This window comes from bacterium, from assembly GCA_020440705.1.
Lineage (GTDB): Bacteria > Krumholzibacteriota > Krumholzibacteriia > LZORAL124-64-63 > LZORAL124-64-63 > JAGRNP01.
This window is the reverse complement of sequence record JAGRNP010000032.1, coordinates 18,393-32,739: the sequence shown is the minus strand read 5'-3', so window position 1 is coordinate 32,739 and position 14,347 is coordinate 18,393. Positions and strand designations below refer to the sequence as shown.

The window sequence follows — 14,347 nt, the reverse complement described above, 5'->3', positions numbered from 1 at the left end:
GCCAACTGCAGGGCCTGGCCCGGCTGGCCCGCGGCCCGCGCCGCGTCGGCCCGCTGCCAGGCGTCCTCGGCCTCGGCCAGCAGGTCGAGCTGGTGGGGACGGGCGCCGTCGCCGAGCTGCTCGCGGGCCCGGGCGATGGCCGCGCGCGCCCGCTCGAGTTCGGCGTCGAGGCGCTCGGGGCCCGCGTCGGCCGCCAGCACGCGGGCCGCCCGGGCCATGAGATCGCCCGCCTGGTCCAGGAGGTTCCAGGCCAGCTGGAAGTCGCCCTGGCGCACGAGCTCGCGGGCGCGGTCGGCCTGCTGCCGGGCCCGCTCGAGGAACTGCAGGGCCTGCTCGTTGTTGCCGGCGCGGGCCCGCTCCGAGAGGTCCTGGTGCAGGTCGCGGAAGCGCTCGGCGCGGATGCGGATCCGCTCCTCCAGCCCCATGGCCTCCCGCGCCAGGCGCACCGCGTGCCAGATGGCGTCGCGGGCGCGCCGGCCGACGGCCAGGGCCTCGACGGGGCGCCCGCCGTCGAGGATGTCGACGCTGCGCTGGTGCAGGTCGGCCGCCTGCCGCAGCACGCGGCGGGCCTGGTCGCTCTCGGTCTCGGCCACGAGATCACGGGCCCACATGAGCAGTTCGTCATTGCGCTCGATGAAGGTCCGCACGGCCTCGCCGCTCTGCTGGGCGGCGGCCGGCCCGGTCCCGACGGCGACGGCGGCCAGCAGCACGAGCCCGAGGCCGGCCCCGCGCAGCCGGGGCCCGGAGACGCGGGCGCGGAAGTTCGTGATGTCGCTCATGGGGTCCTCGCCTCCGGATCGGGTCACGGCGCCGCCGGACGGCGCCCGGCCCGGCGTTGCAGGAGACATGCCAGCCGCCCGAACGTCGCACTTCGACTTCAAGTCCATGTCCGCCTGGCACTTGCATCGTCCCGGCCGGGCCTCGGCCGGGCCGGGATGTCCCTCCCGGTACAGCTTCCGCCCCCGGCCGCCCCTCAGGGGGCGTTTTCGTCTTCGCCGTCGTCCCCGTCGTCCATGCCCAGCAGGCTGAGCCGCGAGTACAGGGTGCGCCGGGTGATGCCGAGCATGCGCGCCGCCCGGCTCTTGTTGCCTCCCGCCCGCTGCAGGGCCGCGGCGATGAGCCGGCGGGCGTTGTTGTCCAGGTTCAGGTCGGCGCCGGGCTCCTCGCCCGTGTGGGCCGCCGCCACGTCCAGCAGCACGTGCTCGTCGCCCACCGGCCCGTCACCGGCCAGGATGTGGGCCCGCTCGACCAGGTTGCGCAGTTCCCGCACGTTGCCGGGCCACTTGTAGGCCCGCATGCGGGCCATGGTCCCGGCCGGCAGCTTGTGGCCGCGGCGGCCGAGGGCGCGCAGGAAGTGGTCGGTCAGCAGCGGGATGTCATCGGCGCGCTCGCGCAGGGGCGGCACGTCGAGGGGGAAGACGAGCAGGCGGTAGTAGAGATCCTCGCGGAAGGTGCGCGCGGCGATGGCCTCCTCGAGCGGCCGGTTCGTGGCCGCGATGATGCGCACGTCGACCTCGCGCTCGCGCGGATCGCCCACGCGGTTGATGCGCCGCTCCTCGAGCACGCGCAGCAGCTTGGCCTGCACCGCGGGCCCCGCCTCGCCGATCTCGTCGAGGAAGACGGTGCCGCCGTGGGCCGCCTCGAAGAGCCCCTCCCGGTCGCTGTCGGCGCCGGTGAAGGCGCCCTTGCGGTAGCCGAAGAGCTCGCTCTCGAGCAGGGTCTCGGCGATGGCCGCGCAGTTCACCGGGACGAAGGCCCGGTCCGAACGGCCGCTGCGCGCGTGGATCGCGCGGGCCGCCAGCTCCTTGCCGGTGCCGCTCTCGCCGCGGATGAGTACGGTGGCATCCGACGGCGCCACGCGCCCGATCATCTCGCGCAGGGACCGGGTCGCCGCCGCCTCGCCCACCAGGGCGTCGTCGGTCCCGACCGGCGCACCGGTCACCCGCCGCAGGGCCGCGTTCTCGCGGCGCACCGCCTCGGCCCCGACGGCCTGCTCGACCACGTGGGCCACCGCCTGGAAGTTGACGGGCTTGGTCAGGAAGTGATAGGCGCCCTGCTGCAGGGCCGCGACGGCGGTCTCGACCTCGCCGTAGGCCGTCAGGATGACCACGGCCGTGTCCGGGCTCGTCTCGCGCACGCCGGCCAGGACCTCGAGCCCGCCCACCGGCTCCATGCGCAGGTCGGTGAGCACCACGTCGAAGGCCCGCTCGCGCACCTGCGCCAGGGCCTCGGCGCCGCCGTGCACCCCGACCACCTCGTGGCCGCGGTGCTCCAGCGCGCTCTTCAGCAGCACCACCATCTTCTGCTCGTCGTCCACCACCAGGATGCGCGCCACGTCGTCTCCCTTTCCGCGCTCACCGGGCCGCCGGGCCGGCGTCCGGTGCCAGCGGGGCCCACAGCTCGGCCACGGCCCCGCGGCCGTCCGGCCGGTCGGCCAGATCCAGGCCGCCGTGCATATCCTCCATGATCCGCCGCGACATGGCCAGCCCCAGTCCGCTGCCCTTCTCCTTGGAGGTCCAGAAGGGTTCGAAGAGCTTGTCGGAAGCCAGATCGCCGAGGCCGGGTCCTTCGTCCCGCACCCGCACCACCGCGCGGGTGCCCGCGGCCGCCGCATCGAGCTCGACCGCCCCGCCGCCGGGCATGGCATCGCGCGCGTTCAGCAGCAGGTTCAGCAGCACCTGCTGCACCCGGCGCGGGTCGCCCCGCACCGGCAGGGCCGGCAGGACGGGCGGCACCACGAGGGTCACGCCGGCGGCGGCCAGTTCGTCGCGCACCAGCCCGGCGCCGCGCCGCAGGGCGTCGGCCAGGTCGAAGGTCTCGACGACGGCGTCCCTGTCGGCGCCGAACGCGAGATAGCCGGTGAGGATGTGGTCGAGCCGGTCGACCTCCTCGGGAATGAAGTCGGCCACCTCGTCGGCGATGCCGTGGTCGCCGAGCACCCGCTGCAGGTGCTGCCCCGCGCCCCGGATGATGCCCAGGGGGTTGCGGATCTCGTGGGCGATGCCCGCGGTCATGCGCCCCATGGCGGCCAGGTTCTCCTGGCGCAGGATCGAGGCGCGGTAGCGGCCGAGGGCCACGTTGATGCGGCCGAGGAAGACGCCCATGGCCACCAGCACCGCGAGCACGGCCAGCGCCGTCACCCAGGCGCCGGTGCGCAGGTCGTCGAGGGCCTCGAAGAAGTCGGGGCTGCCGCTGACGGTGACCACCGCCAGCACGTAGCCGCCCTCGGTGTCGTAGCGCATGAGCGGCACGTGGGCCGATTTCTGTTTCACGCCGCGCGGGCCGTCGAGGTCGTACAGCTTCGTCGCCGCCGGCTGTCCCGCCAGGGCCGTCTCCACCGCGCCCGGATCGAGGGCCCACCAGTCGTTGGGCGCCCCCGGGGCCAGGGCCGCCGAGGTCGACACGATCACGCTGCGGTCGATGGCGTCGGTGAGGGTGATCTCGGCCAGATTCTCGCGCCTGGCGATGGCCAGATAGGACTCGGTGAGGGTCTCGAGGGCGTAGTCGGCCGCGGTGTCGCCGACCACGTGGCTGAAGACCACTTCGGCGGGCGAGAGTTCGGCGATGGTGCCCGCGACCGCGAGCAGGCGCTGCCCGAGGGCCTCGTCCAGCCGCGTCGACGCCCCCGCGTAGAGGCGGGCCAGCCCCAGGGCCACGGCGGCGATGATGATCGCGTAGGCCAGGGCGGCCCAGGCGATCCAGCGCCGCCCGCCGGTCATCCCGTGGCGGCGTGGCCGTCGCGCTCGTCGGCCAGGCCGTCGCTCTGTTCGCGGGCGTGGTAGCTCGAGCGCACCATGGGCCCGCTCTCGACCCACTCGAGGCCCAGCTCGCGGCCCAGGCGGGCGTACTCCGCGAACTCCGCCGGTTCCACGTAGCGGATCACCGGGTGGTGCTGCGCCGTGGGCTGCAGGTACTGGCCGATGGTCAGGATCTGCACGCCGTGCGCCACGGCGTCGCGCATCAGTTCGGTCACCTCGGCGAGGGTCTCGCCCACGCCGACCATGATGCCCGTCTTGATGCGGATGTTGCGCTCGAACCCGTCGGCCCACTGCCGCGCGCGCCGCAGCACCTGCAGCGAACGGTGGTAGTCGGCCTGCGGACGCATCTCGCCGTACAGGCGCGGCACGGTCTCGAGGTTGTGGTTCAGCACCTCGGGCGCGGCCTCGAGCACCACCTCGAGGGCCTGGGGATCGCCCATGAAGTCGGGAATCAGCACCTCGACCCCGCAGCCGGGGTTGCGCCGCCGGATCTGCCGGATGGTCGAGGCGAAGTGGGCGGCGCCGCCGTCGGGCAGGTCGTCGCGATTGACGGAGGTGACCACGGCGAACTTCAGCTGCAGCTCGGCCACGGCCTCGGCCACGCGGCGCGGCTCGTCGGCGTCGACGGGCCGCACGCGGCCGCCCGGGATGTTGCAGAAGGTGCAGTGGCGGGTGCAGATGTCGCCCAGCAGCATGAAGGTCGCCGTGCGGCTGCTGAAGCACTCGCCCCGGTTGGGGCAGTTGGCGCTCTCGCACACCGTGTTCAGGGAGGCGGTGCGCAGCAGGCGCTTCATGTCGTTGTACTCGGCCCCGCCCTGGCGCTTCATGCGCAGCCAGGACGGCTTCCGGACGACGTCGCGCTCCGGCTCCGGCGGCGGCGCGGCGGCGGTCAGGTCGGGAATCAGGTCGTCGTTCTTCACGTGCGCTTCCTACTCGCCGCCCGCGGCGGCCGCGGCCAGGGTGAAGACGCGGTCGGGCTGGAACTTCCCGTCGGCGAACGTCACGGTGGCGGCCTCGTGCATGGTGTCGTGTTCGAAGACCAGGATGTAGCCGTCCTCGACGGCCCGGGTCAGGAACTGCTTCTTCTCGGTGACCGTGAGCAGCGGGTTCAGGTCGAAGCCCATGATCCAGGGGATGTGCACCTGGCTCAGGAAGGGCAGCAGGTCGCCCACGAAGACCACCGTGCCGGCGCCCGTGTGGAACTCGACCATCTGCTGGCCCGGGGTGTGCCCGCTGATCGTCGTCACCCGCACGCCCGGCATGATCTCCCCGGGCCCGTCGACCAGCTGCAGCTGGCCGTGCTCGGCCAGGGCGGCGAAGTCCTCGGGGCGGAAGCTGGCGCGGTCACGCTCGCTCGGGCCCTGCGACCACTCCCAGTGGCGCTTCTGCACCCAGTGGCGGGCGTTGGGGAAGACGGGCCTGAGTTCGCCGTCACGCTCCTGCAGGGTGCCGCCGCAGTGATCGAAGTGCAGATGCGTGAGCACCACGTCGGTGATCGACTCGCGCGTGACGCCCGCCTCGGCCAGCTCGGCCACGAGCTGGTTGGGTCGGCGCACCAGACCGTAGATCTTCAGCTGCTTCTCGGTCCAGCGGTCGCCCATGCCGGTGTCGACCAGGATGCGCCGGTCGCCGTGGTCGACGAGCAGGCAGCGCAGGTCCAGGTCGATGCGGTTCATCTCGTCGGCCGGATGCTGCTTCTCCCAGAAGATCTTGGGCACCACGCCGAACATGGCGCCGCCGTCGAGCTTGAACCGGCCGTCGTGGACGGCGCGGAAATTCCAGTCACCGAGCTGCATCGTCACGTCGTCTTTCGGAGCGGGAGTTGCCATCGTTCGCGATGGGGCTAACAATAACGCCGTCCGCCCACGCGGGCAACGCGCCATCTCCCATGGCGGGCCCGGCCCGCCCGGCCCCGAGGACATCCATGGAGTTTCCCCGCCCCCTGCAGCCCGCCACCTTCATCCGCCGCGAGAAGCGCTTCCTGATCCACGCCGTCGGCCCCGACGGCACCGACCTCGTCGCCCACACCAACAACACCGGCCGCATGACGGGCTGTCTGCACCCCGGCGGCCGCATCTGGCTGAGCCCGGCCGCCGATCCGGCGCGGAAGCTGAAGTGGTCCCTCGAGATCGTCGACACGCCCGAGGGCGTGCCCGTGGGCGTAAACACGGCGCTGGCCAACACGCTGGCCGCCGAGGCGATCACGGCCGGCCTGGTGCCCGCCCTGGCCGGGTGCGACGACATCAGACGCGAGGTGAAGTACGGCACGCGCGGTTCGCGCATCGACCTGCTGCTGGCGGGCGCCGCGGGGCCGGTGTGGGTCGAGGTGAAGAACGTCTCGCTGGTCGCCGGCGGCCACGGCCGCTTCCCCGACGCCCCCTCCGAGCGGGGCCGCAAGCACCTGCGCGAACTGATGGACCTGGCGGCGGCGGGCGAGCGCGCCGTGCTGCTCTTCTGCTCCCAGCGGCCGGACGCCCGCACGGTCGGGCCCGCCGACGACATCGACCCGGCGTACGGCCGGCTGCTGCGGGACGCGCTGGCGGCCGGGGTCACGGTGGTCGGCGTGGGGTGCGACGTATCGCCGCAAGCCATCGTCCCGGCGCGACTTCTGGATATGCAGGTCTGAGCCTCCGACGGCCCGTTTTGTGAAATCCCCCCGTTTTGGTAGACTCATGCGGGTCCGGCCACCGCTCGCGCCGGTCCGTTCGCTGAATGAAGGGGAAATCGATGCGACTCGCTCTCCGCCGCCGGGACCCGGCCCGGCTCGTGGCGCTCCTGGGCGTCCTGCTGCTCCTCGGCGCCGGCCCCGCCGCCCGCGCCGCCGACGAGATCGGCATCTACTGGGACGAGGCCCTGACGCAGACCGACATCGTCCAGCCCGACGTCTTCGTGCCGCTGACCGGCTACCTCGTGATCCGCGATCCGGGTGTGGGCGGCGGCATCCTCGGCTGGGAGTGCCGGGTCGCCGTGGACGGGCCGGGCACGCTGACAAACTGGAGCCTGGCGGGCCAGGCGATCAACGCGGCGACGCCGCCGGACTTCGCGGTGGGCCTCGCTGCGCCCCTGCCCCCGGGCAGCAGCACCGCGGTGGCCACCTTCACCGCCTTCGTGACGGGTCCCGGCCCGGTGGAGATCTCCCTCGGCCCCATCTACTTCGCCTCGCTCCCCGGCCGGATGGCCTATCTCGGCGGCGACGCGCCGGGCGACCTGCAGCCCCTGGTCACGACCACCGGCGAGCCCGTCGTGGCCACCATCAACAGCGACTCGCCCGTCGGCGAGCTCGAGACGCGGATCGTGCGCTTCGGCACGGTGACCATCGGCCAGTCCGTGACGAGATGGGTCGGCATCTCCAACGTCGGCGGCGGCGTGCTGCCACTCGACATCTCGCTCGTCTGCGCCGACCCCCAGTTCCAGCTCTCCCGCACCGGCGCCGTGGCCGTGGCCGCCGGCCAGACCTTCAGCCTCGGCATCACCTTCACGCCGTCCGGCCCGGGCCCCCACGTCTGCGCCGTGAGCCTCGGCACCGGACTGCCCCAGATCGACGTGGCCGGCTCCGGCCGCGACCTCGTCTCCTCCTGGACCGAGCCGGTCGATATCGACTTCGGCACGCTCGAGGTCGGCAGCATCACCACCGGATCCACCTCCCTGCGCAACACGGGCGAGACCGTGCTGGCCCTCGACGTGGCCTGGGACGGTCCCCACGACCCGTTCGCCATCACGTCCGGCGGCGGCGTCCTGAACCTGCAGCCGGGCCTCATCCGCAGTGTGCAGGTGCGCTTCGCCCCCGTCCAGCCGGGCGAGTGGACGTCGCGCATCGTCTTCGGCGACGGCCTGCCCGACGCCCTCGTGCACGGCGTCGCCGTCTGGAGCACGCCCGACTACGAGATCCTGCCCTCGCACGTGGTCTTCCCGGCCACGGAGCCGGGTTCCGGCCGCGTGCAGGTGATCCGGATCGTCAACCGGGGCGTCGGCTCCTTCGAGGTCGTGCCCGCGATCGTGCCGGACACGGCCCCCTTCGCGGTCGGCCGGGACGGCGAGACCCTGGTGGTGCCGCCCGGCACCGAACTGGCCCTGATCGTCAACTTCAACCCCGTGGTCGACGGCTACTTCACCGCCGACCTCGACCTCGGGCCCTATCTCCCCGCCGTGAGTCTCGCCGGCACCGGTGGGCCGGTGATCGAATCCTGCGCGGTGACGCCCGACACGCTCGCGATCTCCGGGGTCGCCATCGGCCAGACGGCGTACGGCACGGTCACGGTCGAGAATCTCGGCACCGTGCCGCTCGCTCTGGCGCCCTTCATCGACAATCCCGCCTTCGCCGTGGTCGGTACGCCCCCTGCCGAGGTGGCGCCCGGCGCAGCGGCCCCGCTCCAGATCGCGTACACCGCGAACTCGATCTACGACGACGAAGGCGTGCTGGCACTCGGCCCCGCGGCGTGCAGCGGCGTGGTGCTGCGCGGCCGGCCCGACGTCGGCATCCCCCTCGGCACGAACCAGCTCGGCCTGTACTTCGACCCGGGCTTCACCGCGGCGGAGCGCGCCGCCGAGGTGCCGCCCTTCACGGTGCCGGTCTACCTGGCGCTGCGGAATCCCACCGACACGTCGGGTGTCGCGGGGTGGGAGTGCCTCGTCGTCGTGCGGGGCGAGGCCCTGTTCACCGACGTCGTCCTCGCGGGCAACGCCATCAACGCGGGCGACCCCGTGAACGGCTACGAGTACGTGGTGGGCATCGGCCTCGCACCCCTGCCCTACCTGGCCACCGGGACGCTGCTGGCCACCTTCGACCTGCTGGTGACCGACGTCGACCCCACCAACGTCGCCCTCGAGCTGCGCCCGATCCAGCAGCCCTCGCTGCCCGGCTTCATGTCGTGGCTGCCGTGGAACGACCAGTCCGCCCTGACGCCCATGGTGACGACCACCGGCGTGCCCGAGGTGGCCCGGATCACCGACGGCGATCCCGTCGCCGTGGCGCTGCCGACGCCGCGGGCGGTGCCCGCCGCGGGCGGCGTCGACCTGGAATGGACGGTGCGCCTGGACGACGTCGACGGCTTCCACGTCTTCCGCCGGCTGCCCGGCGCCGCGGCGACGCGGGTCACGGAGACGCTGCTGCCGGCCGACGGCGCGGTGATCCGCTACCGCGACGACGCGCCCCCGCCCGCCGGCGGGACGGCCTGGTACAGCTACGCCGCCTGGCGCGACGGGCGCGAGCTCGCGCGCAGCGCCGAGGTCGAGGTGACCTCGGCGGGCACGCCGGTCGCGCGCACGGCCCTGCTGGCCAACGTGCCCAACCCGTTCAATCCCGAGACGCGCATCCGCTACGCGCTGGCGGCGGACGGCCCGGTGCGGGTGGCCGTCTTCGACGTCACCGGGCGCCTGGTGCGGACCCTCGTCGACGGCCGCCGGAGCGCCGGCGAGCAGGACGTCACCTGGTCGGGGCGGGACGACACCGGCCGGGCCGTGGCCAGCGGCGCCTACTACGTGCGCCTGGAAACGGCGGCGGGCGTCGACCACCGCAAGATCATGCTGCTGAAGTAGCGGCGAACCGCGCGATCGGCGACAACGAAGAAGCGGCGCCTCCGCAGAGGCGCCGCTTCCGTTCTTCCGCCGGTGACCCGTCGGCCCTACTTCACTTCCCACACGTCGGGAGTGTAGATCAGGTCCTTCAGGTTGCCGTCGCCGCGCTTGTCGGTCACGGAGCTGACCTGCTCGTGGACGAGGTCCTCGAGGGTCGGCGCCTGCACCTGGCGCAGCACGCCCATGGGGCGCGGCATGTTCGGGTCCTTGTCGAGCTGCGACATGAGGAACGCCGCACCCGCCGAGTCGACCGTCGGATCCCAGACCGAGGCCTCGTCCGCCGACACGACCTCGACCTTGAATCCCGCGATCTTCAGGCCCTTGTCCATGTCCTTGCCGTAGACCATGGGCTTGCCGGCCTCGAGGTTGATCGTCAGCTCGTCGCGGACGGCCTTCTCGGTCCAGCCCTTGAAGCAGCCGTCGTTGAAGATCACGCAGTTCTGCCAGACCTCGACGAAGGCGGCGCCCTTGTGCTCGGCCGCGATGGCCAGCGTCTCCTTCATGTGCTTCGGGCTGACGTCCATGGTGCGGGCCACGAACGTGGCGCCGGCGCCGATGGCGAGCTGGATCGGGTTGAAGGGCGCGTCGACCGAACCGAAGGGCGAGGTCTTCGTCTTCAGGCCCTGCGGCGAGGTCGGCGAGTACTGGCCCTTCGTCAGGCCGTAGATCTCGTTGTTGAACAGGATGATCTTCATCCCCACGTTGCGGCGCAGGGAGTGGATCATGTGGTTGCCGCCGATCGACAGGCCGTCACCGTCGCCGGTGATGACCCACACGTCGAGTTCGGGGTTGGCGACCTTCACACCGGTGGCGATCGCGTTCGCCCGGCCGTGGATGCCGTGCATGCCGTAGGTGTCCATGTAGTACGGGAACCGGCTCGAGCAGCCGATGCCCGAGACGAAGACCACGTTCTCCTTGCGGACCCCGATGTCGGCGAGCGTGTTCTGCACGCCGCTGATGATCGAGTAGTCGCCGCAACCCGGGCACCACCGCACTTCCTGGCTGGACTTGAAGTCTTTCGCCTTCAATTGCTGGACTTCGCTCATCGCTTCTCCTCCAGGATATTCTCGAAATGGGCCTTCAGTTCCCGGGCCTGGAACGGCTTGCCCTTCATCTTGCTGTAGGTCTCGAACCGCACTTCGGGATACTCCGCCTGGAGCAGCCGGGCCAGCTGGCCGCGGTTCATTTCCGGCACGACGATCCGCTTGAAACCCTTGAAGATCTCGAGCAGACCGTGGGGCAGCGGCCACAGGTGGCGCATGTGCAGATGGGTGGCCTTGACGCCTTCCTTCTGCAGGCGCTCGACCGCGGCCCGCGTCGCACCGAAGGTGGAGCCCCAGGCGACGACCAGCAGGTCGCCGGTCGCCTCGCCATTCAGGGGCGGGGTCGGGATCGTCTCGCGGACGCCCATGACCTTGGCTTCGCGCGTCTCGATCATGACCTGGTGGTTGTCCGGATCGTAGGAGACGTTGCCCGTCTTCGCGTCCTTCTCCAGGCCGCCGATGCGGTGCTCGAGGCCGGGCGTGCCGGGCTTGGCCCAGTTGCGCGCCAGCTTCCCGTCCCGCGTCATGGGGCTGAAGCCCTCCGGATCGGTCACGAACGTCATCGGGAACGGCTTGAGCTCTTCCATCGCCGGCAGCTTCCAGGGCTCGGCCCCGTTGGCGATGTAGTTGTCGCTCAGCAGGATCACCGGCGTCATGTACTCGGTCGCGATGCGGCAGGCCTCGACCGCGCAGTCGAAGGCGTCGGCCGGCGTCGCGCAGGCCAGCACCGGCATGGGGCACTCGCCGTTGCGGCCAAAGATCGACTGCATCAGGTCGGACTGCTCCACCTTGGTGGGCAGACCGGTCGAGGGACCGCCCCGCTGCACGTCGACGATGACCAGCGGCAGCTCCGTCATCACGGCCAGGCCCGCGGCCTCGGTCTTCAGCGCGAGGCCGGGACCCGAGGTCGTGGTGATGCCCAGGCGGCCGGCGAACGAGGCGCCGATGGCGGTGCAGATGCCCGCGATCTCGTCCTCCATCTGGCAGGTGATGACGTCGTGGTTCTTCATGAGCGCCATGTACTGCAGGATGTCGGTGGCCGGCGTGATGGGGTACGAGCCGAGGAACGGCTTCAGGTTCGCGAGCTTGGCGCCCGCGACCAGGCCGATGGCCAGGGCCTCGTTGCCCATGATGTTCCGGTAGTGGCCCTTGGGGGCGTTCTCGAGGCTCGGCACCTCGTAGCGGCCCTGGAAGAGGCGCAGCAGCTCACCGTGGTTGTAGCCGGCCTTGAGGGCGCGGCTGTTGGCCTCGACCAGCTCCGGCTTCTTGGCGAACTTCTGCTCGAGCCATTCGAGCGTCGGCTCCATGGGCCGGCTGTACAGCCAGTACACCATGCCCAGGGTGTAGAAGTTCTTGCAACGCAGCACGTCCTTCTTGCCCAGACCCATGTCCGCCAGCGCCTCCATGGTGCGCTGGTTGATGTCCTCCTCGATGACCCGGAAGCCCTTCAGGGTGCCGTCGGTCAGGGGGTTCGAGTCGAGGTCGGCCTTCTTCAGGTCCGCCTCGGTGAACGCGCCCGTGTTCACGAGGATGATGCCGCCGGGCTGCAGATCCTTGTAGTTGGTGATCAGCGCCGCGGGGTTCATGGCCACCAGCACGCTCGGGGCGTCGCCGGGGGTGTAGATGTCGCGCGAGCTGAAGTGGATCTGGAAGCCGGAGACGCCCGCCCGCGAGCCGGCCGGGGCGCGGATCTCGGCGGGGAAGTCGGGGAAGGTGGCGAGGTCGTTGCCGACCTTGGCCGTCGTGTCGGTGAACTGGGTCCCTGTCAGCTGCATGCCGTCGCCGGAGTCGCCGACGAAGCGGATGGTGACATCGTCTTGCCTGATGAGTTCAGAAGACATGGCGTTTGCGTCGCCTCCTCGCCCTCGATCCCACCGCCACCAGGCCCTGCGGGAGAGGGAGTAGGGGTCTGGAAAGAGGCCCGGCCGGCTGGGACCGGGCAGCGGGTCGCGGTCGGCCGCGAAACCGGACCGCTGCGGCTCATTGAACCGCATGGGCCCAATGTATGCCAGCGGTTTTCGCCGCGCCAGAACTCGTCCGGGCCGGGTTGCCGAATTCGCGTCGGACGTGCGCCGCGATCGCACACGCCGCTAAGTCCGCAACCGACGGAGAGTTGGAGCGCCATTTGAGAACGGGAATCGGGTTCGACTAGCCGCTGCGTTCGGAGAGTTCGCTCCACCGATCATAAAGCGATGTCAATTGATCGCTTAACGATTCGAGACGGCTCCGCACCGCGGCGATCTCCGCGCCGGGCCCCTGGTAGAAGGCCGGATCGGCCAGCCGCGCATGCAACGCGGACTGCTCGGTCTCGAGGGCCTCGATGCGGTCGGGAAGCTCCTCGAGTTCGCGGCTCTCTTTCCACGTCAATTTCTTCGGCGCGGCGGCCGATTGCCCGCCGGGAGCGGGCGGGGTCTCGCGGCGGTCCGTCCGGGGGTTCGCGGCGGCCTCTTCGCGGGCCCGCTCCCGCGCCGCCGCCCGCGACGCGCGGGCCCAGTCGGCGTAGCCGCCGACCGTCTCCGCCACCCGGCCCTCGCCCTCGAGCACCAGGGTGCTCGTGGTGACGTTGTCCAGGAACTCCCGGTCGTGGCTCACCAGCAGCAGGGTGCCGTCGAACTCGCCCACCAGCTCCTCCAGCAGCTCGACCGTCTCGATGTCCAGGTCGTTGGTCGGCTCGTCCAGCACCAGCAGGTTCGCCGGCTGGGTGAAGAGCCGCGCCAGGAGCAGGCGGTTGCGCTCGCCGCCGGACAGGTGGGTGATGGGCGAGCGGGCGCGATCGGGGGTGAAGAGGAAGTTCTTCAGGTAGGTGATGGCGTGGACCGTGCGCCCGCCGAAGGGAATCGTCTCGCGTCCGTCGGTCACGTTCTCCATGACCGTACGCGTCTCGTCGAGCTGGGCGCGCTGCTGGTCGAAATAGGCCACCTGCAGGTTCGTGCCCCGCTCGACCGTGCCGCGCCGGGGCGCCAGTTCGCCCAGCAGCAGGCGCAGCAGGGTCGTCTTGCCCGCGCCGTTGGGGCCCAGGATGCCCACGCGGTCGCCGCGCTGGATCAGGGTGCTGAAGTCCTTCACCAGGGACGTGGCGCCCCAGCCGAATTCGAGGTCGCGCACCCGGGCCACGAGGCGGCCGCTGCGGCCGGCCTCCTGCAGGCCGATCCGCGCGGCGCCCGCCTGTTCCCGCCGCTCGCGCCGCTCCTCGCGCATGCGCTTCAGCTCGCGCACCCGCCCCTCGTTGCGGGTCCGGCGTTCGCGCACTCCCTGCCGGATCCACACCTCCTCCTGGGCGAGCTTGCGGTCGAAGGCCGCCCACTGCTCCTGCTCCACGCGCAGGGCCTCGTCGCGCCGGGCCACGAAGGTGGTGTAGTCGCACGACCAGTCGCGCAGCCGGCCGCGATCGAGCTCGACGATGCGATCGGCCAGCCCGCGTAGGAACGCGCGGTCGTGGGTCACGAAGACGAGGGTGCCGCCGAAGCGCTGCAGTTCGCCCTCGAGCCAGGCGATGGCGTCGATGTCGAGGTGGTTGGTGGGCTCGTCGAGGAGCAGCAGGTCGGGCTCGGCCACCATGGCCCGGGCCAGCAGGGCGCGCCGGCGGTTGCCCTGGCTGAGGGTGGCGAAGTCGGCCTCGCCGTCCAGGCCGCCGCGGGTAAGGGCCTGGGCCACGAGATGCCCCTCCTCGCGGGCCCGCTCGGCGCCGAGCGCGGCGGCGAGCCCGGCGCGCACCACCGCGTCGACGGTGCCGCTCACCTCGGCGGGGACCTCCTGGGGCAGCCAGCCGATCCGCAGGCCGCCCTGCCGCACGATCTCCCCCGCGTCCGGCCGCACGGTGCCGGCGAGCACCCGCAGCAGGGTCGACTTGCCCTCGCCGTTGCGCCCGACCAGGCTGATGCGCTCGCCCGCATGCACGCGCAGGTCGACGCCGTCCAGGACCGGCGGGCCACCGTGGCTGAGGGCGACGGATTTCAGTTCGATGAGGGCCAT

Annotated in this window: 10 protein-coding genes; 2 read left to right on the top strand and 8 right to left on the bottom strand. The window is 71.7% G+C overall.

Annotated features, from left to right (window positions below):
- The 5 genes from KDM41_07150 to KDM41_07130 all read right to left on the bottom strand — a co-directional run.
- Positions 1–779, bottom strand: a 779-nt coding sequence (locus KDM41_07150; GenBank protein ID MCB1183192.1) for a hypothetical protein, incomplete at its 3' end; no start/stop codon positions are given.
- Between the two features lie 194 nt (positions 780–973).
- A complete protein-coding gene (locus KDM41_07145; GenBank protein MCB1183191.1) occupies positions 974–2,299 on the bottom strand; it encodes a sigma-54-dependent Fis family transcriptional regulator in 1,326 nt (441 codons plus the stop codon).
- Between the two features lie 55 nt (positions 2,300–2,354).
- Positions 2,355–3,719 (bottom strand): hypothetical protein, encoded by a 1,365-nt coding sequence (locus KDM41_07140; GenBank protein MCB1183190.1) that lies wholly within the window; start codon positions 3,717–3,719, stop codon positions 2,355–2,357.
- A complete protein-coding gene (lipA, locus tag KDM41_07135) occupies positions 3,716–4,585 on the bottom strand; it encodes a lipoyl synthase (GenBank protein MCB1183189.1) in 870 nt (289 codons plus the stop codon). Before lipA ends, KDM41_07140 begins: the two co-directional genes overlap by 4 nt.
- Before the next feature lie 102 nt (positions 4,586–4,687).
- On the bottom strand, positions 4,688–5,560 hold the full coding sequence (locus tag KDM41_07130; protein MCB1183188.1) for an MBL fold metallo-hydrolase: 873 nt from the start codon (positions 5,558–5,560) through the stop codon (positions 4,688–4,690).
- Positions 5,561–5,682: 122 nt separating this feature from the next.
- Here KDM41_07130 and sfsA point away from each other — a divergent pair, with 122 nt between their 5' ends.
- The gene (gene sfsA, locus KDM41_07125) at positions 5,683–6,384 is read left to right on the top strand and encodes a DNA/RNA nuclease SfsA (GenBank protein MCB1183187.1); all 702 of its coding nucleotides are present in this window, start codon (positions 5,683–5,685) and stop codon (positions 6,382–6,384) included.
- 101 nt (positions 6,385–6,485) lie between these two features.
- A complete protein-coding gene (locus KDM41_07120) occupies positions 6,486–9,293 on the top strand; it encodes a choice-of-anchor D domain-containing protein (GenBank protein ID MCB1183186.1) in 2,808 nt (935 codons plus the stop codon).
- An 86-nt stretch (positions 9,294–9,379) separates the two neighbouring features.
- Here KDM41_07120 and KDM41_07115 read toward each other — a convergent pair whose 3' ends face one another.
- The 3 genes from KDM41_07115 to KDM41_07105 all read right to left on the bottom strand — a co-directional run bounded on the left by KDM41_07115 (position 9,380) and on the right by KDM41_07105 (position 14,347).
- Positions 9,380–10,378: a 2-oxoacid:ferredoxin oxidoreductase subunit beta gene (locus KDM41_07115; GenBank protein ID MCB1183185.1), complete on the bottom strand. Its 999-nt coding sequence runs from the start codon at positions 10,376–10,378 to the stop codon at positions 9,380–9,382.
- Positions 10,375–12,216 (bottom strand): 2-oxoacid:acceptor oxidoreductase subunit alpha, encoded by a 1,842-nt coding sequence (locus KDM41_07110; protein ID MCB1183184.1) that lies wholly within the window; start codon positions 12,214–12,216, stop codon positions 10,375–10,377. Before KDM41_07110 ends, KDM41_07115 begins: the two co-directional genes overlap by 4 nt.
- Before the next feature lie 307 nt (positions 12,217–12,523).
- Positions 12,524–14,347, bottom strand: coding sequence for an ATP-binding cassette domain-containing protein (locus tag KDM41_07105; GenBank protein ID MCB1183183.1), 1,824 nt, complete (start codon positions 14,345–14,347; stop codon positions 12,524–12,526).

Excerpts from the sequence above, each read along its gene's own strand:
- KDM41_07145 (MCB1183191.1), bottom strand. The coding sequence starts at position 2,299 with ATGGTGGTGCTGCTGAAGAGCGCGCTGGAGCACCGCGGCCACGAGGTG.
- KDM41_07140 (MCB1183190.1), bottom strand. The coding sequence starts at position 3,719 with ATGACCGGCGGGCGGCGCTGGATCGCCTGGGCCGCCCTGGCCTACGCG.
- lipA (MCB1183189.1), bottom strand. The coding sequence starts at position 4,585 with ATGAAGCGCCAGGGCGGGGCCGAGTACAACGACATGAAGCGCCTGCTG.
- sfsA (MCB1183187.1), top strand. The coding sequence starts at position 5,683 with ATGGAGTTTCCCCGCCCCCTGCAGCCCGCCACCTTCATCCGCCGCGAG.
- KDM41_07120 (MCB1183186.1), top strand. The coding sequence starts at position 6,486 with ATGCGACTCGCTCTCCGCCGCCGGGACCCGGCCCGGCTCGTGGCGCTC.
- KDM41_07115 (MCB1183185.1), bottom strand. The coding sequence starts at position 10,378 with ATGAGCGAAGTCCAGCAATTGAAGGCGAAAGACTTCAAGTCCAGCCAG.
- KDM41_07110 (MCB1183184.1), bottom strand. The coding sequence starts at position 12,216 with ATGTCTTCTGAACTCATCAGGCAAGACGATGTCACCATCCGCTTCGTC.
- KDM41_07105 (MCB1183183.1), bottom strand. The coding sequence starts at position 14,347 with ATGGCCCTCATCGAACTGAAATCCGTCGCCCTCAGCCACGGTGGCCCG.